This window comes from Parabacteroides faecis (assembly GCF_014647375.1).
Lineage (GTDB): Bacteria > Bacteroidota > Bacteroidia > Bacteroidales > Tannerellaceae > Parabacteroides > Parabacteroides faecis.
In genome coordinates, this window is record NZ_BMPB01000006.1 from 213,482 (window position 1) to 237,965 (window position 24,484).

Below are 24,484 nucleotides of genomic sequence, written 5' to 3' on the forward strand. Positions count from 1 at the left end.
ACTTGAAAATCAGAATTTAAATAAGATAGAGCCAAACACACGAATTCCCGGATCGTAGGTTGTATAATGAGCCGGATCTTTATAGTTGAACATATTCTGTACACCCGCAGTTGTTACTAACGCCATATGGTTCAGTTTCCAAGGAGTGTATTGTGCTGTTAGTTTCCAGAGACTATATGCCGGTTGAGGATCAGTCGTGATGGTTTGGATGATTTCTCCGGTTTGTTCATCTTTTGTGACTTCTTCCTTATCGTTTATTTTCTTTGAACACCAATGGCCGGCAACAGATACAGAAGCCTCTTTTTTGCAAACGTTGAAACGATAAGAAGCGTTGCAGCTAATGGCGTGACGTGTATTGCCTTTAAGTTGTAATTCAGTATTCATATCTTTGGCATCAGTATAAGCATAACTACCATGCAGGTAAATTTGCCGGATGGGGTAATAGTCTACTGTGACTTCTGCACCACGTATACGGGCATCATCAACATTGCTATAGCGTAATTCGGTGGAAGTTATGCCATTTTCATCTGTAATATTGACGTAGGCTGATTGTATCTTGTTTTTAATGCTATTTTGATATATTTCAGCGCTAATATTTAGATTGGAATGTGTATATTCGGCTGAAAATGAGAAGTAATTGGACTTTTCTGCTTTTAGATCAGGATTACCTATATTGTGTGATACGCTACCCATCATAAAATCAGAATAAAGTTCCGTTGCGTCAGGAGCTTTAAACCCTTTACTATAACCTCCACGGAATTTCCAGTTTCCAGGATTGAACATTAGATTTACTTTAGGAGTATAAGCATCTCCAAAAGCAGAATGGTGGGTATAACGGAAACCTCCTATAACATTCAATAGAGGTAGAACTTGCCAGTCTGCTTGTACGAATCCGTTTATGTCATGTACTTTACGGGTTTTTATTTCTGTCCCGTATTGCATATCATTATAGTCTTTATTCCAGTTAAATTCCCCTCCAAATACCATTTGAAGGTTGTTAAGTGGAGTATATATATCTGTCAAACGTAGTGTTTGTACATTAGATGATGCATTTTTAGATATGGAGTCTAATTTTTCATATACTGTTTTACGGGTATAAAAGTCCCCATAATATACAAGTTTTAATTGATTATATTCTCCTAATTCTTGTTCCAGTGAGGCTCGGAATGTTTTATTAAGACTTTTATAATGTGTATTTTTAGTACTTAACGGAGGATTTTTAACATCATTCAGATAAAAAGTTCCAGACGCATTTATTTTTGTTTGTTTATGTGTCCATCCTAATTTTTCTTCAAATGTCATGTTTGACGATGGTTGTTTTGTGAAGGCTTCTGGTGTTTCAGGTGTCAGATCGTACCCATCAGTAGAGTTTCTGTTGAACAGAGTTTGTGATGTGAAGTCTTTATATGCAGTACCAAAGCTACCATCAAGCAATAGTTCATTGAAGCGAGAGTAACGGGCTTTAACCCAACCTTCTGCTAGGCGTTCTGGTGTTTTCGTTATGATATTAACAATCATACCGATTGCGCTTGAACCGTATAAAGCAGAAGCAGCTCCCTTTATTATTTCTATTTGTTTGATATTGGAGGTACTAAGACGTTCAAAGTCTATAGGACCTCCGGGTGTATTAGATAGACGTTCTCCGTCAACAAGGATCAGAACATATTTGTTTTCAAGTCCTTGAATACGAATATTATCTCCTCTCGGATCGCTATTGAATTGTAAACCAGGGATAGTAAACTCCAACGCATCCATGATGTTCTCAAAGTCGTTGCGTTGCAATTGTGCGGCAGGAATTAGTCGGGTAAGGACTGGTGTGTTAGAGATCGTTTTCTCTGTCCGTGTTCCGGTTACAACCACTTCATTCAGATCGAATATCCCGGCATTCATCTGGATATCCATTTCTTTTTGCGCTCCGTTGGCATTGAACTTGATGGTTTGTTCCATGTAGCCGGTCGAACGGACCAACAGGTTGTAACTTTTACCTTCGATCAATTCTATGCGGAAACGGCCGCCTGCGTCGCAGGCAGTACCGATTAATGTTCCGGGAACATTAATCGTAGCCATAGGTATACCTTCTCCTGTTTCGGAATCGATAATTCTACCGGTTAATACACAAATTCCGGTTTGTACCTGTTCTTTTTCCGGTGTATTGACAGTCTGACTCTCTGCAAAGCTGGTTGCAGGTGTAAACACGCACACCGAAAGTAAAGACATAGCAATACCTTTCAGTCTCATATAAGTAAGCATATAAAATGGAAGAATTTTGTATAGAAATTCTGCCTTGTTAATCTTCTGCCCTTTATCCCGAGAGCATCAATAAATTGATCAGGCAGGTTTTCTGACTTTCCCGGCTTTGCAAGGCCTTCCCGACGGTATAGTTGATAGTTGACATGTGACAGTTGACAGATAAAATGCGGACAGAAAAACTGTCAATTGTCAACTTTCCACTGTCAACTGAATCGTCAGTGGCATGGAGTTGCAAGCATTTCCGGCAAGTGCCGGAACGGGATTACAGCAACGGGCATTGTTCCGGATTTGCACCGGATTCCCTCTCATCACCAGCAGAATGCTTCGTGATTCACCTTAATCCGATGCAAAAGTAGTAAAGTATTTTTGAATATAAATACTATTTATTTATTAAAAAATCTTTTTGGTATTGTTTTGAAGTACAGGATAACTATTCTAAAATATTGTTTGCATGCAGGATGATTTGATCCAAGAATGTCAAAATGTTATTTTAGTAGATGTGTGGAACGATTGTGCCGGAAAGGTGATGGGATGGATGAGTTTTATAGGATTCTCAGAAGGTTTTAGTTTGTCAAAGAGAATGGGGTATTGCGGAATATGATATCGCGTAGAGAATATTTACTGGATTATTGTGTCTGTTTGTTTCTTGAAATAGATATTCCTGTTGTTTGTGCTATTTCATCTCTTGCCTGCTTTTTAGGTGTTCTGGAAGTGATAAACTGCTAAAAAACATCTAAATCAAGCCTGAAAAGGTATCGACTCCTCTTTTGTATAACTTATTTTAACGCTTTTTCCGTCTTAAATGGATCGTCACTTCATTTAAAACAAAAAAAAATTCGTTTTAAACGAAGTGGCAATTTCTTTAAAATAAGTTTTAGGAAATGATTTGTGGAGATATATGTTAATTATTGTAACTTAAAATCTCCTGGAAGTGTTATTTAGGAAAGCTCTGCTGTTATTCATTTTATTAAATATAAAACATATTAATATTAGAAAGATGAATTTTAGATCATTTTGTTATAATCTGTTTTCTGTAAATAGAATAACCTATCGCTAAATGATAAACGGATTGTAATTATAGAAAACTACTTTTTTCTCTTTCAGCGATTTCTTTACATCGATCAATCTCTGGTTGCTGCTGCCACGGAACAAAAGACTTTCGTCGTGCAGAGACTGTTTGAATTTTCCGTCTACCAATACGTCGATATATTGAAGCAGTTCGGCCTGTTTGGGGTTTTGTAATAATCTCTCAAATTGATAACCCGTATAGCACCAGATATTTTTCCGGCTCTTTTCTTTGATGGCACGTGCCAGCTTGGTAAAGCCTTCCGGTTGGAACATCGGATCGCCACCGCTGAAAGTAACGTCGGCGAAGTCGTCTGCCAGGACTTTTTCCAAAATCTCTTCCGTCGGGGTTGGCTTGCCTTTCTTTATATCCCATGATTCCGGATTGTGGCAGCCCGGGCATTGGTTCGGGCATCCGGCAGCGTAGATAGCAGTCCGGAATCCCGGACCGTCTACAGTTGTATCCTCTATTATGTCAATAATCGAAAGCATGGTTTAATGAATGTTCAATCATTTTTTAGTTATGTATAATACGATCATTTAGTTCCGCTAATTTGGCATTATTCCAGCGGTCGGTTGTCCCTACCAGGTAACCGGTGATGCGCTGTAACTTATCTAGGTGCTTGCTGCCGCACTTCGGACATTCTTCCATGTGAGCATCTGCATTTTCATAGCCGCATTCCAGGCAACGGTTACGGTTATGGTTTACCGAGCCGTATCCGATATTATATTTGTCCATCATGTCGACCACTTTCATGATCACTTCCGGGTTGTGGGTTGCATCGCCGTCTATTTCGACATAGAAGATATGACCGCCACCTGTTAATGCGTGGTAAGGAGCTTCTACTTCTGCTTTATGACGGGCACTGCATTTGTAATATACTGGGACATGGTTGGAGTTGGTATAATACTCACGGTCGGTTATGCCGGGTAATATACCGAATTTCTTGCGGTCGCGTGCCGTGAATTTGCCGGAAAGACCTTCGGCCGGAGTTGCCAGCACACTGTAATTATGCTGATATCGTTCCGAGAACTGATTTACGCGGTCGCGCATATAAGTGATAATTTTCAGACCTAGCTCCTGTGAAGCCGCGTCTTCGCCATGATGTTTACCGGTCAGGGCAACCAGACATTCAGCCAGTCCGATGAATCCGATACCCAGTGTTCCTTGGTTGATAACCGGAGCGATCGTATCTGTCGGTTTTAACTTCTCGCTACCCAGCCAAAGTGAAGTCATCAGCAACGGGAACTGTTTGGCATAAGCTGTTTTCTGGAATTCCATACGCTCATGCAACTGGCGTGCAGTAATTTCCAGCATTTCGTCCAGCTTGGCAAAGAAGCGTGCGGTGCGGAGTTCTTTATCTTCGATATCCATACATTCGATAGCCAGGCGTACGATGTTAATAGTCGAGAAAGAAATGTTTCCGCGTCCGATAGAAGTCTTCGGTCCAAAGCGATTCTCGAATACGCGGGTACGGCATCCCATTGTTGCTACCTCATACATATAACGTTGTGGGTCGTCCGCTTTCCAGTCTTCATGCTGGTTGAATGTAGCATCCAGGTTCAGGAAGTTCGGGAAGAAACGGCGGGCAGTCACTTTGCATGCCAGTTCGTACAAGTCATAGTTGCGGTCTTCCGGCAGATAGCTGACGCCACGTTTCTTTTTCCATATCTGGATCGGGAAGATAGCCGTTTCGCCGTTGCCGACACCACGATAAGTACTTTTCAATATCTCACGAATGATGCAACGCCCTTCGGCTGAAGTATCCGTACCGTAGTTGATAGAGCTGAACACCACCTGGTTGCCACCGCGTGAATGAATGGTGTTCATATTGTGAATGAAAGCTTCCATCGACTGATGGACACGGCTGACAGTTTTATTAATAGCATGCTGTATGATCCGTTTGTCACCGCTCAGGCCATCCAGCGGACGCGTTACATAGTCGTCCAGTTCTTTATTATACAGATGTGAGTAATCCACGCCGTTCAGGTCTTCCAGGTTCTTGATCTCTTCAATAAAGCTGTTGCGTACGTAAGGAGCCAGATAGAAGTCAAAAGCAGGAATAGCCTGTCCGCCGTGCATTTCGTTCTGAGCTGTTTCCAGGGAGATGCAGCCTAAGATACTAGCTGTCTCGATGCGTTTTGCCGGGCGTGATTCGCCATGTCCGGCAGAGAATCCATATTTAAGGATGCGGTCCAGCGGATGCTGAACGCATGTCAGGCTCTTGGTCGGGTAATAATCTTTATCATGAATGTGCAGGTAGTTGTTTGCAACGGCTTCTTTTACCTCTTCACTCAACAGGTAATCGTCGACGAACGGTTTGGTGGTTTCACTGGAGAATTTCATCATCATACCTGCAGGAGTATCTGCATTCATATTGGCATTTTCGCGCGTGATATCGTTCGATTTAATGTTGATAATCTCCAGGAACATATCGCGTGTTTTAGCTTTACGGGCAACACTGCGCTGGTTACGGTAAGCGATATATTTCTGTGCAACGTCCTTACGGCTACTGTTCATTAGTTCCAGTTCGACTGCATCCTGTATCGCTTCGACTGTCATTTGCGGTTCTCCTTTGAATGAAATATGATCCGTAATCTGGCGGATCAGCTGCAAATCCTCCCCATTTTCTGTATGCAGCATGGCTTTTCGTATCGCTGTTACTATCTTCTCCTCATTAAATCCGACGATACGTCCATCCCGTTTGATAACTGTTTGTATCATGATAAAATTGATAATATATTTATGTTGTTTTTACTCCAACAAAGGTATGCTTAAACTATATATGGTGTTCTTTTTGGAAAACTTTTAACGAGTTAAATTATGTCAATCTTCTGATTATTAGATATGAAATAAAGAAAAGTGGAAAACTTTTAGATTTTTTATGTTGAAAATGTTTCCCAAAAAGGATAGTCAAGTGTGAGTTCTCTTCTAACCATTGCATTATCAGCCTCTTATGTGTCCCGATAAAAAATATGCACAATCTGGAGTAAAATGTGTAATATTTTCTCTACATTTGCCGCCGAATCGGTTCTGTATTATCTGGTCGGGTGATACAGATTAAAAGGGAATCGGGTGTAAATCCCGGACAGTCCCGCTGCTGTGAAGCTCCGTTCAACATTCTGAAAACAACTAATGCCACTGACGATTCAGTTGACAGTGGAAAGTTGACAGTAGACAGTTTTTCTGTCCGTATTTATCTGTCAACTGTCACATGTCAACTATCAACTTTCCGTCGGGAAGGCTTCAGGATGGGAGTCAGTCAGAAGACCTGCCATTCATTAAAGGCTCATGTCCTCGTGGGTTAGGATACGGGTTCGAAAAGATTGTTTATTTCAAAAATTATCAGATTATGGAGAAAGATTGTCCGCGTTGTGGGGTCTCCTTTGTATGCCGGGTAGACGATATCTCTGCCTGTCATTGTGCACCTGTGAAATTGGATGAGCTCCAGCTTGCTTATGTAAAGATGCATTATCCGGGATGCTTATGCAATTCCTGTTTGAATGAGATAAAGAAATATTTCTATGCCTGCGAGGTGAATCCCCGCTATAAACATTTAAAGCATTGATATGATACGGAAAATATTGATCGCAAATCGTGGTGAGATCGCGGTGCGTGTGATGCGCTCCTGCCGGGAGATGGGAATACAGTCTGTGGCTGTATTTTCGGAAGCCGACCGGGCTGCCCGGCACGTGCTTTATGCCGATGAAGCTTGCCTGATAGGCCCTGCGGCCTCCAAAGAGAGTTATCTGGATATTGAAAAAATTATTCAGGCAGCCAAACTTCATAAGGCAGATGCTATTCACCCCGGTTATGGCTTTCTTTCGGAGAATGCCGCTTTTGCCCGGAGATGTAAGGAAGAAAGGATCATTTTTATCGGCCCGGCTCCTGAAACGATGGAAGCGATGGGAGATAAGATCTCTGCCCGCAAACGTATGATCGAAGCCGGCGTACCGGTAGTTCCCGGAACACAGCAGCCGTTGCAGAGTGCGGAAGAGGCAGTTCGGGTTTGTAAGGAGATCGGTTTTCCTGTGATGCTGAAAGCATCGATGGGCGGCGGTGGAAAAGGGATGCGGCTTATTTATAAAGAGGAAGAGGTGGTGGAAGCCTATAATTCCGCCCGTTCGGAATCTCTTTCTTCTTTTGGAGACGATACTGTTTATCTGGAGAAGTTTGTGGAAGAGCCTCATCATATCGAATTTCAGATTCTGGGCGATAATCACGGGAACGTGATCCATCTCTGCGAACGTGAATGTTCGGTACAACGGCGTAACCAGAAGATCGTAGAAGAAAGCCCGTCACCGTTTATTACGGCTGAATTGCGGAAAGATATGGGAGAGAAAGCTGTAGCTGCGGCAAAGGCCGTTCATTATTCCGGTGCAGGTACCATCGAATTTCTGGTGGACAAACATCGGAATTTTTATTTCCTGGAAATGAATACCCGCCTGCAGGTGGAGCATCCTATCACGGAAGAAGTATTGGGTGTCGACCTTGTAAAAGAACAGATCCGGGTGGCTAACGATGAGCCGCTCCATATCCGTCAGGAAGAGATAGCCCAGCGTGGCCATGCTATCGAATGCCGTATCTGTGCGGAAGATACCGAAGCCGGATTTATGCCGTCTCCCGGTGTGATCAGGCAACTGACGGAACCGAACGGTATCGGTGTCCGTGTGGACAGTTATGTGTACGAAGGATATGAGATACCGGTTTATTACGACCCGATGATCGGCAAACTGATCGTATGGGCGACCAACCGCCAGTATGCAATCGAACGTATGCGGCGTGTACTGCACGAATACAAGATCACCGGATTGAAAACCAATATCAGCTATCTGCGCCGGATCATGGATACGACTGATTTTGTACAGGGGAAATATGATACTTCTTTTATTGCGAAAAATGCGGAACAATTACAGCATCCGGTAAGTGAGAGTGGTACGGAAACCGAGAATGTGGCTATGATCGCTGCCTATATCGATTATCTGATCAACCTGGAGGAAAACAAGTCGGGGTTGGCGTCGGATAACCGTCCTATCAGCCGCTGGCGTGAGTTCGGTCTTCAGAAAGGCGTCTTGCGCATTTAATAATTGGCTCATTAGCATATTAGAAAATTATTCATTATGGAAATACATATAGGAAAAAGAGTGGCGGATGTATCGCTGGTCAGCAAGGAAGGGAATAAGGTGCAGTTGACGATAGACGGTGTCCCTTATGAAGTCGATATTATGATGGCCGAGAACGGTGCCTGCTCTATTTTGCACAACGGTAATTCGTATAATGCCGAACTGATCCGGGGAGAAGGAGGCAAAAGTTATACGGTGAATACACATTTCCTGTCTTATGCCGTCGATATTGTCGATACACAGATGAAATATCTGCGTATGCGTAAGAGCAGCGAAGAACGGCAGGATAACAAGATCGTTTCTCCTATGCCCGGAAAAGTCGTGAAGGTACTGGTGGAGAAAGGCGACCGTCTGGAAGCCGGAGATATCGTCGTCGTGATAGAGGCGATGAAGATGCAGAGTAATTATAAGGTAAGTTCAGCTTGTACGGTACGTGAAGTATTGGTCAAAGAAGGAGATTCGGTAGCAAGCAACCAGGTTCTTCTGTCGCTGGACGTAATAACAGATAAAGAAGAATAAAATGGGAAAGGAACAGTTGTATAAGACCTTTGAAGAACTGGATAAGACAGCTTCGCAGGGAGGTGGTATTACCCGTATCGAAAAGCAGCATGAATCCGGCCGGATGACAGCCCGCGAACGGATCGATATGTTGCTGGATAAAGGGACGTTCAACGAATTGGATAAATTTGTGGTTCACCGCTGTACGAATTTCGGCATGGATAAGAATAAAATCCCCGGCGACGGGATCGTATCTGGCTACGGTAAAGTAGACGGACGGCAAGTCTTTGTCTATGCCTACGACTTTACGACCTACGGAGGTACGTTGAGCGCGACGAATGCCGCCAAGATAGTGAAAGTTCAGCAACTGGCACTAAAAAGCGGTTCACCGGTCATTGCCCTGAACGATTCGGGAGGAGCCCGTATCCAGGAAGGTGTGAACAGCCTGGCCGGATATGCTTCTATTTTTTATCAGAATACGATGGCCTCGGGTGTCGTTCCTCAGATCTCGGCTATTCTGGGACCTTGTGCCGGTGGGGCCTGTTATTCTCCGGCATTGACTGATTTTATCTTTATGGTAAAGGATAAAAGCCACATGTTCATTACCGGACCGGATGTAGTCAAGGCGGTCACTCATGAGGAAGTGGGGAAGGAAGAACTGGGCGGTGCCTATACGCATAGCAGTAAGAGCGGTGTCACCCATTTTATGTGCGATACGGAAGAGGAAACATTGATGAGCATTCGTGAATTGTTGAGTTTCCTTCCTTCAAATAATATGGAGGATGCACCGGTCGTTTCCTGTTCCGACGATGTCCGGCGTGAAGATGAAGCTTTGCAGCAGGTGATCCCGGATGATCCGAATGTGCCTTACGATATCAAAGATATTATAGAACCAGTTGTCGATAATCATTATTTCTTCGAGGTAATGCCTCATTTTGCAAAGAATATCGTAGTCGGTTTCGCCCGCTTGGGCGGACGTTCGGTAGGTATCGTTGCCAATCAACCGGCATTTCTGGCGGGTGTGTTGGATATCGATGCTTCCGATAAGGCGGCACGCTTTATCCGCTTCTGTGATTGTTTCAACATCCCGTTGATCACATTTGAAGATGTTCCGGGATTTTTGCCCGGTTGCCAGCAGGAACATGACGGTATTATCCGCCACGGCGCCAAGATCGTGTATGCTTATGCGGAAGCGACCGTTCCCAAGATCACGCTGATTACCCGGAAAGCCTATGGCGGTGCTTATATCGTGATGTCGAGCAAACCGACCGGAGCCGATATAAACCTGGCCTATCCGATGGCTGAAATCGCCGTGATGGGAGCTGAAGGTGCTGTGAATATCCTGTACCGGAAAGCAACCGGCGAAGAAAAAGAACAGGCAATGAAAGAGTATACCGAGCAATTCTCCAATCCTTACCGGGCAGCCGAACAAGGATTTATCGATGAGATTATCATGCCGAGGCAAACTCGCTTCAAACTGATACAGGCGCTGGAGATGGCGAAGAACAAGAGCCAGAGCAATCCGCCGAAGAAACATGGCAATATGCCATTATAACGATTTGATTTTGTTGTTAGAATTTATGAATGGCAATCCCTGTCGACCGTGAGGCTGGCAGGGATTTTTTTATTGTAAAAAACTTATGATTAAATAGTTGTTATATCTTTTTATTTTGTAGTTTTGCCGTCGAATTGGTTCCGTATCGTCTGGTCGGATGATGTGGATTAAAAGGGAATCGGGTGTAAATCCCGGACAGTCCCGCTGCTGTGAAGCTCCGTTCAACATTCTGAAAACAACTAATGCCACTGACGATTCAGTTGACAGTGGAGAGTTGACAGTTGACAGTTTTTCTGTCAGTATTTTATCTGTCAACTGTTATCTGTCAACTGTCAACTATTGCGTCGGGAAGGCTTCAGGATGGGAGTCAGTCAGAAGACCTGCCGTTCATTAAAGGCTGTTTTTCTCGTGGGTTAGAAAAGTAGTTCGAAAAGAATATTTATCGTTTAAGGAGGTAACATTTATGGAGAAGCTTTGTGCGCGTTGTGGCGCGAAGTTATCAGGTTGTGACGGCTTTTCGCCGGAGGATCAGCATGTATTTACCGGTCTGGATCAATGCCAGCTGGTTTTTATCAGGGTCTATTATAAGGATTGCCTGTGCCCTTCATGTGTTCAGCATGTAAAGGATAATTTTTATGCTTTTGATATTTCATCTGCATATCTGAAAAATAAATAATTATGGAGTGGATAAGTGAACTGCTGTGGGGAGAGGGAATAGGGCATTCTATTCTTTTGTTATCGCTGGTGATCGCTGTGGGAATCCAGTTAGGCAAGATCAAAGTATTCGGTATCTCATTGGGTATAACCCTGGTGTTGTTTGTCGGTATCTTACTGGGACATTTCGGTTTTACCATTAATCCAGCCGTGATCCATTTCTTCAAGGAGTTCGGGTTGATCCTGTTCGTTTATTCTGTCGGTATGCAGGTCGGTCCCGGTTTTTTCTCTTCGTTCAAAAAGGGGGGATGACATTGAACGGGTTGGCTTGTGGAATTGTTTTCCTCGGCGTTGTAACGGCATTGGTCATTCATTTCATAACGGATATTCCCATGCCGACAATGGTCGGTATTTTGTCGGGAGCGGTAACAAATACGCCCGGTTTGGGTGCGGCCCAACAGGCTTTTACCGATATGACGGGTACATCGAATGAAACGATCGCACTGGGATATGCTGTCGCTTATCCGCTGGGGGTTGTCGGTATTATCCTTTCCATGTTGTTTGTCCGCTACATTTTTCATATCAGTTTTGAGAAAGAGACAGAACAACTGGAAGCGGAGAACGATGTGCATAACAGTGAAGCGACTCCCATATCGCTTGTCGTGAAGAATCCCGCACTTTTCGGACGGAAGGTGATGGAACTCGGCGCTTTTCTCGAACACCGGCAATATGTGATATCCCGTATCTGGCGGAAGAAGAGCAATAAAGTCGAGATCGTGACCGGCAATACGATTCTGGATGAGGATGATAAGATATTTGTGATCACAACAGAGCATGACGCAGAGACTATAAAAACTTTTGTCGGTCCCGAAATAGAAATGGACCGTAAACAGTGGATCCCTGCTGAAAGTGCTTTTGTGAGCCGTCGTATTCTGGTTACCAAACCGGAATTGACCGGTTCCCGTCTGGGTGATTTGCAGTTACGGCGTTTGCACGGTATCAATGTGACGCGTGTAAACCGTGCCGGAGTCGAACTGGTGGCTACCCAAGGGCTGCAATTGCAGGTGGGCGACCGCGTAACGGTGGTCGGTAGTGAACTGGCTGTCGATAAGGTGAGTACGATATTGGGTAATTCGATGAAGCGTTTGAATGAGCCTAACCTGATCCCTATTTTTATCGGCATCGCTTTGGGTATTATTCTGGGTAGTATCCCATTCACTGTCCCGGGAATCCCGCAACCGATCAAACTAGGTCTGGCGGGTGGTCCGCTGGTGGTTTCTATTCTATTGAGCCGCTTCGGATATCGTTACAAGTTGGTTACTTATACGACCCAGAGTGCCAACCTGATGCTGAGGGAGATCGGTATAACCATGTTCCTTGCTTGTGTCGGTTTGAGTGCCGGAGACGGATTCGTGGATACGATTGTCAATAAAGGGGGATTTGCCTGGATCGGTTACGGTTTTATTATAACGATGTTACCGCTGTTGATTATCGGTTTTGCCGGCAGGTATTTCTTCAAACTGAATTATTTTACGCTGATGGGATTGCTGGCCGGTAGTACGACCGACCCTCCTGCGTTGGCTTATGCGAATGCAACGGCAGGCAACGACGCTCCTGCAGTCGGATATGCGACGGTTTATCCGTTGACCATGTTCCTGCGCGTACTGACTGCCCAATTAATGATATTATTCTTCTGCTAAATTTAATAGATTTGGTTGTTAGAAAATTGTTCAATAATAATTTTAAAGCCGGAAGCCCCGCCGAAGTGATTCGCCGGGGCTTCAATCATTATAAGTAGAAGATTATTGACCACTCCCGCCCATAATATCCAGCAATTCGTTTGTGATTGCCTGCTGGCGGGTTTTATTGTATTGCAATGTCAGTTCCTGGATCAGGTCGTTGGCATTGTCGTTGGCCGTCTGCATGGCGAGCATGCGGGCGGCATGTTCAGCCGTGACGGTGTCGAGCAAAGTCGTGTAGATATGCAGGTGGAGAACTTTAGGCAACAGCAAAGCCAGTAGTTGCTCTGCCGACGGTTCCAGGATATAATTCAGCGATTCCTTTGCCGGGTCTGTCTCCGGTAAGGTGACCGGCAGGAACGTTTTTTCAGTCAGCACCTGCTCTGCCATATTCTTGAAATGATGGTAAAGCAGTTCTACCCGGTCTGCTTGCCCGGTAGTATATAAGTCCATCAATGCCGTAGCCAGCCGTGCCGCATCTTCGTAAACCGGTTTATCACCGATTGTCAGGAAGCTGTCGTCTGTTTGGTAACCTGCTTTATGCAGCTCGTCCGCTATTTTCTTTCCGACCGGATAAATGTGTACGGCGATACCGTCCGCCTCATATTGGTGGAGTCGGGCAGACAGCTCCTTCCATACGTTGGCGTTGAAAACACCGCATAATCCGGTATTGGATGAAAAAGCGACAATAGCGACCTGTTTCACCTTACGCACTGCTGTATAAGGTGAATTCAAATCATTCTCGGCAGACAAGGTCCCGCTCAGTATGGCGCTCAGCTTGTTCTCGTATACGAGCAAATGTTCGATAATCGTCTGCGTATGATGCAGCTTGGCAGAAGAAACCATCTTCATGGCTGAAGTGATCTTCTGCGTATTCCGGATCGACGCAAGGCGAACTTTTATTTCTTTCAGTGATGACATAGTTTTTGAGTTGACAGTTGATAGTTGACAGTTGACAGTTGGTGGTTGATAGTTGACAATTAACTGTCAATTGTCACTTGTCAACTGTCAACTGTTTTGCCGTTTCTTCCAGGATATTACGAACTTCATCGTTTATCACACCGGATTTCAATACATCCAGTACGTCTTTCTGATGATTGGTGATCAACGTCTGAAGGAATGCCTTCTCAAATTCGTGTACTTTATTCAACGGAACTTCCTTCAACAAGCCTTGTGTACCGCAGTACAGAATTGCAATTTGCTGTTCCACGGGCATCGGGTTGTATTGGGGCTGTATCAGCAGTTGTGTATTCTTTTGTCCTTTATCGATCGTGAAGGCCGTAACCGCATCCATCTCGCCGCCGAATTTAGTGAACGATTCCAGTTCGCGGAACTGTGCCTGGTCGATCTTCAGTGTTCCGGCCACCTTCTTCATCGCTTTCAACTGGGCGTTACCACCTACACGGGAAACGGAAATACCCACATTGATAGCCGGGCGGTTACCCTGGTTGAACAGGTCTGTTTCGAGGAATATCTGTCCGTCGGTGATAGAGATCACGTTCGTCGGGATATAGGCGGAAACGTCGCCGGCCTGTGTCTCGATGATCGGTAGGGCAGTCAGGGAGCCGCCACCTTTCACAAGATCTTTCATGCTTTCCGGCAGGTCATTCATTTCGCTTGCGACTTCCTGCTGGTTGATGATCTTGGCTGCACGTTCCAGCAAACGGGAGTGCAGATAGAAAATATCACCCGGATAGGCTTCACGTCCGGAAGGACGGCGAAGAATCAGAGATACTTCACGGTAAGCTACTGCCTGTTTGGACAAGTCGTCGTAAACGACCAGTGCATGGCGTCCGCTGTCGCGGAAGAACTCGCCGATAGCCGCTCCGGCGAAAGGAGCGAAGTACTGCATGGCAGCCGGGTCGGAAGCCGTAGCGCTGACCACGATCGTGTAGTCCATCGCTCCTTTTTCCTGTAATGTATTGACCAGGGAAGCCACGGTCGAACCTTTCTGTCCGATTGCAACGTATATACAATAAACGGGTTTCCCGACTTCGTAATTACTGCGCTGGTTGATGATCGCGTCGATGGCGATAGAGGTCTTTCCCGTCTGGCGGTCGCCGATGATCAACTCACGTTGTCCGCGTCCGATAGGGATCATGGCATCGACTGCCTTGATTCCGGTCTGCAACGGTTCGTTTACCGGCTGGCGGAAAATCACGCCCGGTGCTTTCCGTTCCAGAGGCATCTGGTATTTTTTACCGGTAATCTCCCCTTTTCCGTCGATCGGGTTTCCCAGCGGGTCGATTACACGTCCGATCATATTTTCGTTCACGTTGATGGATGCGATACGGCGAGTACGTTTTACGGTATCGCCTTCTTTCACCTGATCGGTCGGGCCGAGCAGTACGGCACCCACATTGTCTTCTTCCAGGTTCATGACGATAGCCTCCATACCGTTGTCGAACTGTAGCAATTCGTTGGCCTCGGCATTATCCAGTCCGTAGATACGCGCCACACCGTCGCTCACCTGGAGTACGGTACCTACCTCCTCCAGCTGGATACTGGTTTGAATACCTTCCAGCTGCTGGCGTAATATGGCGGAAACTTCACTTACTTTTATCTGGTCTGTCATACGTTTTACTTTTTAATTTTTTTCGATTAGCTGATTCCTGATCTCCCGGAGTTGCCGGGCATAGCTGGCATCTATCCGGTAGTTACCGATGCGTAGCACGAAACCTCCGATCAGTTCCGGTCTCGTCACTCCCATGAACTCGATGGTATTGCCGGTTTCCTTTTTCAGCCGTTCCTTCAAATGTTCCTGCGTAGCTTCGTCTACCGGAACGGGAGTTTTGAATAATACTCGGGTAATCTTTTTATCCTTCCGGTACATATGGATATAAATGTATGCCATAAGCGGTAGCAAGCTCTCTCTTTTGCGCTGAAGTACCAGGCGGATAAAGCGGATAAACAGCTCGCAGACTTCCAGTCCGGCAGCCGTTTTGAGCAACTTCACTTTTTCCTCTTCCGGAAAGATCGGGTTATCCAGTACGGCTTTCAGTCCCGGCTCCTGCTCGAAACTGACGGCCAGCATCTTCATATCATCATATACCCGGGTTTCTTGCTGCTTGTCTTTTGCCAGTGAAAAGAGTGCTTTGACGTACCGGGAAGAGATTGTACCTACATCCATATATTATGATTTACTAAACGAAACATTGTCGAGCAGTCCGTTGATGATCTTTTCCTGTTCATCCGTGCGGCTGATCTCCTCTTTCATTACTTTCTCTGCAATGGCAACGGACAGGTCGGCTATCTCGGTGCGGACTTCGCGGATCGCTTTGTCTTTTTCCTCCCGGATGCGCCGGGTAGCCTCTTCCAGTTGCATATGCGCTTCAGCCGAAGCCTTTTGCCGGGCTTCGCTGATAATCTGTTCTTTTTCGACCAGGGCTTCTTTCAGAATCGTATTCTGCTGCTCTCTTGCCTGGGCAAGAATCTTTTCTCCTTCGGCCTGGATGCCGGCAAGCTGTTCGTTTGCCTGGCGAGCCGATTCAAGGGAACGATCAATGTATTCTTTCCGTTGTTCCACGGCCTTGATAATGACCGGAAAGCCATACTTGGAAAGAATGACAAAGACGATTCCGAAAGAAAGGATCATCCAGAATAAAAGCCCTGCGTCTGGTGTGAGCAATGACATAGTTCGCTTTTATTTTATTGGAACAATCCTAAGAAACATACTACGATCGCAAACAGGGCGACACCTTCCACCAACGCACCCATGATAAGCATGGATGTACGGATATCACCGGCTGCCGACGGCTGGCGGCTGATTCCTTCAACTGCTCCTTTTCCAATCAGTCCGATACCGATACCTGCGCCGATAGCGGCTAATCCTGCACCTACGGTTGCTCCAAGTTTTGCGATGCCCATACCGGCTGTTGCTGCTTGTAATAAAATTGCTGATAACATAGTTTCAATCTTTTAAATGAATTAGTAACCTTGTTTTTAATAATATGTTTGTTTATTCCCGTACCTTGGCCAGTCCGATATAGTTGGCGGACAGTAAGGTGAATATATAGGCTTGCAAGCATGCCACCAACAGTTCGAGGCAGTTCATGAACACGGTGAACAATACGGAAACGACTGTCATCGTGCCGTTGATAGCTGTCCCCATCGAGGCGGTGATAAATATCAGGCAAGTCAGTGCCAGAATGATCGTATGCCCTGCCATGATATTGGCAAACAGACGGATCATCAGGGCAAACGGCTTTGTGAATACGCCGAAAAATTCCACGAAGGGCATGATCGGCAAAGGCAGTTTCAGGAAGATAGGGGCATTCGGCCAGAATATCTCTTTCCAGTACGCCTTGGTAGCAAACAAGTTTACTGCCAGGAAGGTACAAACTGCCAGTACGGCGGTGATCGTAATATTACCTGTGATGTTGGCACCTCCGGGGAATACCGGAATGATACCGATCAGGTTATTGATCAGGATAAAGAAGAACACCGTCAGCAGGTATGAGGAGAAAGGCTTGTATTCCTTACCGATCCCTTCCTTCACCACTCCTTCGTGGATGAACATGACCGCCATTTCCATCAATCCCGTAAATCCGCCCGGAGCTTCATTCGGATGCTTCTTATACCATCGGGCTGTCCTGAGGATGATGAAAAGCAGTATCCCGCAACTGAGCAACAGGCCGCAGACATTTTTGGTCAGCGACAGGTCCAGCGGTTTGACTTCTTCTCCTTTGCTGTTTTTCTCCACTACCTTCCCCGCATGATCGCCTTCTTCTGCAATATAGTAGTTGTGATGCACATTCCCATGATGCAGATGCGAGGAGAGGAACAGGTCCCATCCGCGCTCTTCACTTTTCAGCAGGATGGGAAGGGGTATGGATATTTCCTTTCCGTTCCATTCCGTGATATGCCAGGTATAAGCGTCTTTGATGTGAGAAAAAACGATATCCTGCACATCCACCTCACCCGGTTTGCTTTCAGCGGCAGCACTTGCCGGAAAGTAGATCCACGCCAGTAACAAGAAGGTAAACCATAACAGGCTATTGTTTTTTATTCTGCTCATCTTTTTCTTTCTTTTCACTTTTCATTCTCTTTTTCTCAAACAGATACAATGTATATGTTTCCAGCACAAGATAAATGAAATAGAACAACATCATCGTAAAGCCAAAGGCTTTCAGGTTTTGTCCGACCAATCTGGCATATAACCAGAGGAAAACCAAAGCGAGCGTGAACTTGCATAGCCGGACTACCATATAAGTAACCACCGTGACATCTCCGTGTTTCCGTTTTACATGATCCAGAAAAAAGATCATCAACATACTGCTTAACCAATAGAATACCGGTATTGACGGATACCACTCATAATAGTGCGAAGGCCAGATGGTGTATAACAGCCCCCCCAGAGAGACGCCGATAACTACATTAATAAAGGTAGTCAAGCCCATTAGCTTCATTCTTAATCTACCGCTCATGATCGTATTTTTTTATTCGATGCATACGGACAGGATATCGTCTTTTATCTCGACGAATCCGCTCTGTATTTTTATTTCCTGTTGTTCTTCTTTCCCATTTGCCTGGTACCGGATCGCCCCTGCTTCGAGGGCAGCTATCATCGGAGCGTGATGAGGCAGCACGTCGAACGAGCCTGCTGTACCCGGAAAGGATACATAATTCGTTTCTCCTTTGAATAAAATGCCGTCGGGGGATATGATTTCCAGTTCCATGCTTTATTAATTTGCTTGTTCTGCCAGTTTCTTTCCTTTTTCAATCACATCTTCAATCGTTCCTACATTCAGGAAGGCCTGTTCAGGGATATCGTCTGTCTCTCCGTCCATGATCATATTGAATCCGCGGATCGTATCTTCGATAGAGACCATTACACCCGGTACGCCGGTGAACTGTTCTGCCACGGCGAAAGGCTGCGACAGGAAGCGTTGTACGCGGCGGGCGCGGTTAACCGTCTGGCGGTCCTCGTCCGAAAGTTCCTCCATACCCAGGATTGAGATGATGTCCTGCAATTCCTTGTTACGCTGGAGGATCTGTTTTACACGCTGGGCTGTTTCGTAATGTTCCTTGCCGACAACCAGCGGGTCGAGGATACGGGAAGTCGATTCCAACGGGTCGACAGCCGGATAGATACCGAGCTCCGTGATCTTACGGCTCAACACGGTGGTTGCATCCAGGTGTGTAAAGGTGGTTGCCGGAGCCGGGTCTGTCAAGTCGTCGGCGGGCACATACACAGCTTGTACGGATGTGATGGAACCTTTCTTTGTCGAAGTGATGCGTTCCTGCATAGCACCCATTTCTGTAGCCAGGGTCGGTTGATAACCTACGGCAGACGGCATACGTCCCAACAGGGCGGATACTTCCGAACCGGCTTGCGTGAAACGGAAGATATTATCGATAAAGAACAGGATATCGCGTGTCTCGCCCTCCGGAGCCAGGTCGCGGAACGATTCGGCTATTGTTAAACCGGATAGGGCCACCGAAGAACGTGCTCCCGGGGGTTCGTTCATCTGCCCGAAAACCAGGGTAGCCTGCGATTTCGCCAGTTCTTCATGGTCTATCTTCGACAGGTCCCAATGACCGGCTTCCATACTTTCTTTAAATTCCTTACCATAACGGATCACGTTCGACTGGATCATCTCCCGCAGCAGGTCGTTACCTTCACGGGTACGTTCACCTACACCGGCGAAAACAGAGAATCCGTTGTTCTTTTTGGCAATGTTATTGATCAGTTCCATGATAAGAACTGTCTTACCTACGCCGGCACCACCGAAAAGTCCGATTTTACCACCCTTGGAATAAGGTTCCAGCAGATCGATCACTTTAATACCTGTGTAAAGGACGTCCTTACTGGTTGTTAAATCCTCAAACTTCGGTGGTTCACGATGGATGGGAAGAGCTCCTTTACGATCCAGTTCTTCCATCCCGTCGATCGAATCACCGGTCACATTCATCAAACGCCCTTTTACCTGGTCGCCAACAGGCATGGTAATGGGCGAACCGCATGATACGGCTTTCATTCCTCGCTGCAGTCCGTCCGTCGTGTCCATAGCCACTGTACGGACTGTGTTTTCCCCAATATGCTGCTGTACTTCAACAATCAGCACTTTTCCATTGGGGCGGGTTATCTCCATTGCATCGTGGATGCGTGGTAACACGATTTTCTCTTCTTTTTCATTATCGAAGTGAATATCCACTACCGGACCGATAACCTGCGAAACATAACCTTTTGTTTCTCCCATACAATTCTTTTTCTCCTCGTCTAATTATTTTTCAACGCTGCAATATTACGAAAACAACCCGCCGGAAACCCGAAGATATTACTTTTTTGGCTTTTTTGCACTTAGTTAAACTTTAAACTAATTTGTGTTGTGTTTTGAAATGAACCAACCATTTTGAAATATGGAACAATTCGGAGTGGTAAAGGCCCTTCCTATTTGTCAATAATGGGTTATTTTAGGGCTGAATGCAAAGTGAAGGGGAAATCGTTGTAGTGTTTCCCTTTGTTAAAAAAACAGTTTATTATAATCGTTTCTATATTAATATATGTAAGAGGCTACCTCAAAATTGTATGGGGTAGCCTCTTATTTTTTATATTAGGAATAATAAATTTTTACCATTCAAGGAATTTTCCACGTTGCCGGCGTTTCTCCAATTCTTCTTGTAGATGTCGCTGCCGGTCCTTGGCTATATATTGACGGGCAAAGATATTAGGAACAGCAACACCTAGCGATATACAGAGAATGATAAGAGCGGAATTGATACCGTTGAAGAAAGCGTTCGTTACCTCACCGATCACTCCGTGCAGATTGATAAATGCCAATAAAGAGCGGTACATCAGGACACCCGGGATCATGGGGATAACTGACGGGATCGTTAATACGTGATTAGGCACATGAAACCAGTGGACTGCTTTCACTGCGAGTACGCTGACAACGAAACTACCCATAAACGAACCGATCACAGGGCCGTAACCCAGTTCGAAGTTTACAAAGTTGCGGGTACATACGGCAATGATACCTCCAACGGCAACAACCCATAACAGACGGCGCTGGATATTGAATATCATAGAGAATCCGATAGCGGCAATAGCTGCAGCGATCGCATACACATAATACGGATCATGCGGAACCATACTTAACTCACTGAACTTATGGTCGATCGCAACGTCGTTCATGACAAGTATGCGCAATGCGAATGCAATACCGAACGTCATCGCGACTACCATCATAGCCGTGTTGGCAGCACGTGTCATCCCGACGAGCAGATGGTTATCGAGCATATCGTCCACGAAGTTGATCAAAGGGACTCCCGGTACAATGAACAGGGCACAGGCGAGTAGCGGATGATAAGGCGTCTCGGACAATCCCGAGAAGGAAGAAAGATACGCAGTGCAGGTCGCGGCAAAAGCGGCGAGTGCTATACTCATATATACATTTAATCCGGCTTCTATGCATCGGGCACGTACCCTGAAACCGATAAATGCGCAAATGGAAGCAAACAGAAAGGCGATCCAGTCGGAACCGAACAATTTACAGAAGCCGCCACAGGCGAATCCAGCACCGATAGCTACGATATAAGGTGTATAATTCCGGGGCTTTTTGGCTATCTTTTCCAATTCCTCTTCATATTTGTCCAATGAATAGTCCTCTTCGATAGCACACCATGAAAGATCGCTGATCTGCGAGATCGCAGTCATGTTGATACCATGTTTCTCACATTTCTGGAATTTGGAAAACGAGTTTCTTTCATCACTTACATTGACCATGATCATGGTCCACCGGATATCGATGTGTAATTTCTCTTCCGGAATACCCATAAATGCTGCTACTCGTTTCATGTTCCGTTCAATACGGTTGGTATCGGCAGCACTTTCCATCAATAATTTGCCTGTACGCAGCAAAAGGTCCAGTTTACGTCGTAATAACAATACTTCCTTGTCTGTCATCTTTTTGTTTAATTCTAAAATGTTACATCCTTATCCTAACCCACGAGGATATGAGTCCAAACGAACGGCAGGTCTTCTGACTGACTCCTATCCTAAAAGCCTTCCCGACGGAATAGTTGACAGTTGACATGTGACAGTTGACAGATAAAATACGGACAGAAAAACTGTCATTTGTCAACTTTCCACTGTCAACTGAATCGTCAGTGGCAAAAGTAGTATTAGGCTGTTAACGGAGCTTCACAGCAGCGGGACTGTCCAGGATTTACACCCGGTTCCCTTTTAATCCGTATTCCCGAACGGGAGCTACGAAACCAATTCGGGCGCAAAGGTACTGATTTTTTCATTACATTCATCTGTTCCCTTTTATTTGTGTATTCAGATTCGTAATATTTGAAAGTGACCGGTCTGGTAGTTGAGATTACCGATATATTTCGTACTTTTGCCATCGGATTATGGTGTAACGGTTTAGTTTTCGCTATCCGTTAGTAAAAGGGAATCCGGTGCAAGTCCGGAACTGTACCCGTAGCTGTAAGTTCTGTAACCCCGGCAATCTTGTTGCCACTGGGAATTTATGATTCCTGGGAAGGCGGCCGGTCATGGGAGAACAAGTCAGAAAACCTGCCATTATTTTATATGCGATACCTCGGGTATAGGTGTTGATAGACCTGGATATATGCGAATATTATATGTTAAAATGATTGTATGCCTGGCAGGCATATTTTTGTGCGTACCTACTATGTACGCACAGACAATTGATACGACAGCTTATCACCAGCTTTCCGGTGTTGAGGTGGTGGAAAAGGCACGTCCTTCCACAACCCGTGAAGCAACTCCCCTGCAAATAATGGACCGTTCCGGAATTGAACGCCTGGGAATACAGGATCTTTCGGAAGCAGTGAAGCGTTTCTCCGGTGCAACAGTGAAGGATTACGGTGGGATAGGGGGATTGAAGACGGTTTCCGTGCGTAGCCTGGGTGCACAGCATACGGCTGTCAGCTACGATGGAGTAACGATCACGGATGCCCAGAGCGGACAGGTGGATATCAGCCGCTTTTCACTGGACAATGTGGAGATGGTTTCACTTTCGATCGGGCAGACTGACGATATTTTCCAGACAGCGCGGATGTATGCATCGGCTGGGGCGTTGAGTGTGAAATCATTGCGTCCGGATTTCTTGACAAACCCGTTTCATTTGAAAGCTCAGGTAAAGACCGGTTCTTTCGGTATGGTAAATCCTTATATACTCTATGAACAAAAGCTCGGGCAGAAATGGGGGGCTTCTTTGAACGGAGATTATTTGAGGGCGGACGGAAATTATCCTTTTACATTGACGAACGTGTCGCAAGTAGAAAAACTGAAGCGGCACAACAGTGATATCGAGTCCTGGCGTGCGGAATTAAACCTTTGGGGAGATCTGGGACGCGGAGGAAGTTTGTCTGTCAAAGGATATTATTTTGATTCCGAGCGAGGATTACCTGGTTCAGTCGTTTTATACAATGATTATGCCGGTCAACGGTTATGGGATAAGAATGCTTTTGTTCAGGCTCATTATAAGAATCAGTTAAGCAGGAAATTCGCTTTACAGGCTCAGGCCAAATTTAATTATGCATGGAATCGCTTCAAAGATGTGAATAATAAATATGAAAATGGAGTACAGATCGACAATTACACGCAGCGGGAATATTATGCTTCGGTATCCGGATTGTATACATTGTCTGATCGTCTTTCTTTTTCGCTTATAGAAGATTTTTTTGTAAATACATTGGATAATACCTTGCCTAAATGCCCGTTTCCTACCCGTAATACCTCTTTAACTTATTTGGCAGGGCAGTATAAAGATAATCGGTTGACGGTGACAGCAAGTGTTTTAGGTACTTATATGACGGAGAATGTAGAATCCGGCGATCGTCCGGCTGACCGTAAACGGTTATCTCCGGCTGTAAGCGCATCCTGGCGTATTCTGCCGGAAGAAAATCTGCGTGTCCGCGTTTCCTATAAAGATATATTCCGTGTTCCTACTTTCAACGATCTGTATTATCTGCGGATGGGAAATACAAATCTGAAACCGGAAAAGGCGACGCAATACAATTTAGGGCTGACCTGGAGCGGTGATTTTTCTGTCTTTCGTTTCCTGAGTCTTTCAGCCGATGGGTATTATAACCAGGTAGATGATAAGATTGTAGCTATGCCTACTATGTTTGTCTGGAAGATGATGAACATGGGGAAAGTCTCTATTGGGGGAACAGATGTCAATTTCCTGGCTGAGATTCCATTGTTTGAAAAGATAGAGGCACAGATACAGGCTAATTATACATTCCAGAAAGCAATAGATGTAACAAAGGAAACGGCAAAGAATTATCGTCACCAGATTCCCTATACCCCTAAACACTCGGGTATGATCGCTTTGTCTTTACAAACTCCCTGGGTGAATGCCGGTTATTCGGCTACAATGGTGGGTGACAGGTATGCTTTGCCTCAAAATATTGAAGATAACCGAATTGACAGATATACTGAACATACGATCTCACTGAACCGTGAGCTTCAAGTCAGGAATTGTAAGTTTCGTTTGCAGGGAGAGATTGTGAACCTGACAAATAAAATGTACGATGTCATACAATATTATCCCATGCCAGGACGGTCATGGAGAATTACTCTGAGTATAAATTATTAATACTAAAAACAAGAAGAAAG

Annotated in this window: 19 protein-coding genes, 1 pseudogene and 5 riboswitches; of the genes and pseudogenes, 7 read left to right on the forward strand and 13 right to left on the reverse strand. The window is 45.3% G+C overall.

The window, feature by feature from the left end; all coding sequences use genetic code 11:
• Positions 1-9: 9 nt before the first annotated feature.
• The 3 genes from IEY67_RS10000 to IEY67_RS10010 form a co-directional block, all read right to left on the reverse strand.
• Positions 10-2,238: a TonB-dependent receptor gene (locus tag IEY67_RS10000; protein ID WP_158607052.1), complete on the reverse strand. Its 2,229-nt coding sequence runs from the start codon at positions 2,236-2,238 to the stop codon at positions 10-12.
• Between the two features lie 76 nt (positions 2,239-2,314).
• Positions 2,315-2,605, reverse strand: a riboswitch (cobalamin riboswitch).
• A gap of 698 nt (positions 2,606-3,303) precedes the next feature.
• The gene (nrdG, locus tag IEY67_RS10005; RefSeq protein WP_122354322.1) at positions 3,304-3,807 is read right to left on the reverse strand and encodes an anaerobic ribonucleoside-triphosphate reductase activating protein; all 504 of its coding nucleotides are present in this window, start codon (positions 3,805-3,807) and stop codon (positions 3,304-3,306) included.
• A gap of 25 nt (positions 3,808-3,832) precedes the next feature.
• On the reverse strand, positions 3,833-6,040 hold the full coding sequence (locus IEY67_RS10010) for an anaerobic ribonucleoside triphosphate reductase (protein WP_122354321.1): 2,208 nt from the start codon (positions 6,038-6,040) through the stop codon (positions 3,833-3,835).
• A gap of 286 nt (positions 6,041-6,326) precedes the next feature.
• Positions 6,327-6,609, forward strand: a riboswitch (cobalamin riboswitch).
• A 59-nt stretch (positions 6,610-6,668) separates the two neighbouring features.
• Between IEY67_RS10010 and IEY67_RS10015 the strand changes: the two genes are divergently transcribed.
• The 6 genes and pseudogenes from IEY67_RS10015 (at position 6,669) to IEY67_RS10040 (ending at position 12,846) form a co-directional block, all read left to right on the forward strand.
• The gene (locus tag IEY67_RS10015; protein ID WP_122354320.1) at positions 6,669-6,884 is read left to right on the forward strand and encodes a cysteine-rich CWC family protein; all 216 of its coding nucleotides are present in this window, start codon (positions 6,669-6,671) and stop codon (positions 6,882-6,884) included.
• A gap of 1 nt (position 6,885) precedes the next feature.
• Positions 6,886-8,400, forward strand: a complete 1,515-nt coding sequence (gene accC / locus IEY67_RS10020) for an acetyl-CoA carboxylase biotin carboxylase subunit (RefSeq protein ID WP_183668316.1) — start codon at positions 6,886-6,888, stop codon at positions 8,398-8,400.
• Positions 8,401-8,436: 36 nt separating this feature from the next.
• Positions 8,437-8,958, forward strand: coding sequence for an acyl-CoA carboxylase biotin carboxyl carrier protein subunit (locus IEY67_RS10025; protein WP_122363681.1), 522 nt, complete (start codon positions 8,437-8,439; stop codon positions 8,956-8,958).
• Position 8,959: 1 nt separating this feature from the next.
• Positions 8,960-10,492: an acyl-CoA carboxylase subunit beta gene (locus IEY67_RS10030; RefSeq protein ID WP_183668318.1), complete on the forward strand. Its 1,533-nt coding sequence runs from the start codon at positions 8,960-8,962 to the stop codon at positions 10,490-10,492.
• Positions 10,493-10,610: 118 nt separating this feature from the next.
• A riboswitch (cobalamin riboswitch) is annotated at positions 10,611-10,894 on the forward strand.
• A gap of 61 nt (positions 10,895-10,955) precedes the next feature.
• Positions 10,956-11,168 carry a hypothetical protein gene (locus IEY67_RS10035; protein WP_183668320.1) on the forward strand — a complete coding sequence of 71 codons (213 nt, stop codon included), beginning with the start codon at positions 10,956-10,958 and terminating at the stop codon, positions 11,166-11,168.
• 2 nt (positions 11,169-11,170) lie between these two features.
• Positions 11,171-12,846, forward strand: a pseudogene (locus IEY67_RS10040) (putative transporter).
• Positions 12,847-12,948: 102 nt separating this feature from the next.
• Here IEY67_RS10040 and IEY67_RS10045 read toward each other — a convergent pair.
• From IEY67_RS10045 to IEY67_RS10090, 10 genes are all read right to left on the reverse strand, one after another.
• Positions 12,949-13,806, reverse strand: a complete 858-nt coding sequence (locus IEY67_RS10045) for a F0F1 ATP synthase subunit gamma (RefSeq protein WP_122373802.1) — start codon at positions 13,804-13,806, stop codon at positions 12,949-12,951.
• A gap of 73 nt (positions 13,807-13,879) precedes the next feature.
• The gene (gene atpA, locus IEY67_RS10050) at positions 13,880-15,460 is read right to left on the reverse strand and encodes a F0F1 ATP synthase subunit alpha (RefSeq protein ID WP_183668322.1); all 1,581 of its coding nucleotides are present in this window, start codon (positions 15,458-15,460) and stop codon (positions 13,880-13,882) included.
• Between the two features lie 12 nt (positions 15,461-15,472).
• Positions 15,473-16,015 (reverse strand): F0F1 ATP synthase subunit delta, encoded by a 543-nt coding sequence (locus tag IEY67_RS10055; RefSeq protein WP_122354312.1) that lies wholly within the window; start codon positions 16,013-16,015, stop codon positions 15,473-15,475.
• A 3-nt stretch (positions 16,016-16,018) separates the two neighbouring features.
• On the reverse strand, positions 16,019-16,519 hold the full coding sequence (gene atpF, locus IEY67_RS10060; RefSeq protein ID WP_122354311.1) for a F0F1 ATP synthase subunit B: 501 nt from the start codon (positions 16,517-16,519) through the stop codon (positions 16,019-16,021).
• A 14-nt stretch (positions 16,520-16,533) separates the two neighbouring features.
• Complete coding sequence (gene atpE, locus IEY67_RS10065; protein ID WP_122354310.1) at positions 16,534-16,791, reverse strand: ATP synthase F0 subunit C; 258 nt, start codon at positions 16,789-16,791, stop codon at positions 16,534-16,536.
• A 52-nt stretch (positions 16,792-16,843) separates the two neighbouring features.
• Positions 16,844-17,902: a F0F1 ATP synthase subunit A gene (gene atpB, locus IEY67_RS10070; protein WP_183668324.1), complete on the reverse strand. Its 1,059-nt coding sequence runs from the start codon at positions 17,900-17,902 to the stop codon at positions 16,844-16,846.
• Positions 17,880-18,311, reverse strand: a complete 432-nt coding sequence (locus tag IEY67_RS10075; RefSeq protein WP_122354308.1) for a hypothetical protein — start codon at positions 18,309-18,311, stop codon at positions 17,880-17,882. The genes atpB and IEY67_RS10075 overlap by 23 nt, the downstream gene beginning before the upstream one ends.
• 12 nt (positions 18,312-18,323) lie before the next feature.
• Positions 18,324-18,563, reverse strand: coding sequence for a F0F1 ATP synthase subunit delta/epsilon (locus IEY67_RS10080; protein ID WP_183668326.1), 240 nt, complete (start codon positions 18,561-18,563; stop codon positions 18,324-18,326).
• Between the two features lie 6 nt (positions 18,564-18,569).
• A complete protein-coding gene (atpD, locus tag IEY67_RS10085) occupies positions 18,570-20,087 on the reverse strand; it encodes a F0F1 ATP synthase subunit beta (protein ID WP_122354306.1) in 1,518 nt (505 codons plus the stop codon).
• 371 nt (positions 20,088-20,458) lie between these two features.
• Complete coding sequence (locus IEY67_RS10090) at positions 20,459-21,793, reverse strand: threonine/serine exporter family protein (protein WP_183668328.1); 1,335 nt, start codon at positions 21,791-21,793, stop codon at positions 20,459-20,461.
• A 49-nt stretch (positions 21,794-21,842) separates the two neighbouring features.
• Positions 21,843-22,125, reverse strand: a riboswitch (cobalamin riboswitch).
• 104 nt (positions 22,126-22,229) lie between these two features.
• Positions 22,230-22,433, forward strand: a riboswitch (cobalamin riboswitch).
• A gap of 33 nt (positions 22,434-22,466) precedes the next feature.
• On the opposite strand from IEY67_RS10090, the gene IEY67_RS10095 reads away from it, so the two are divergent.
• The gene (locus IEY67_RS10095; protein WP_183668330.1) at positions 22,467-24,464 is read left to right on the forward strand and encodes a TonB-dependent receptor plug domain-containing protein; all 1,998 of its coding nucleotides are present in this window, start codon (positions 22,467-22,469) and stop codon (positions 24,462-24,464) included.
• Positions 24,465-24,484: the final 20 nt, after the last annotated feature.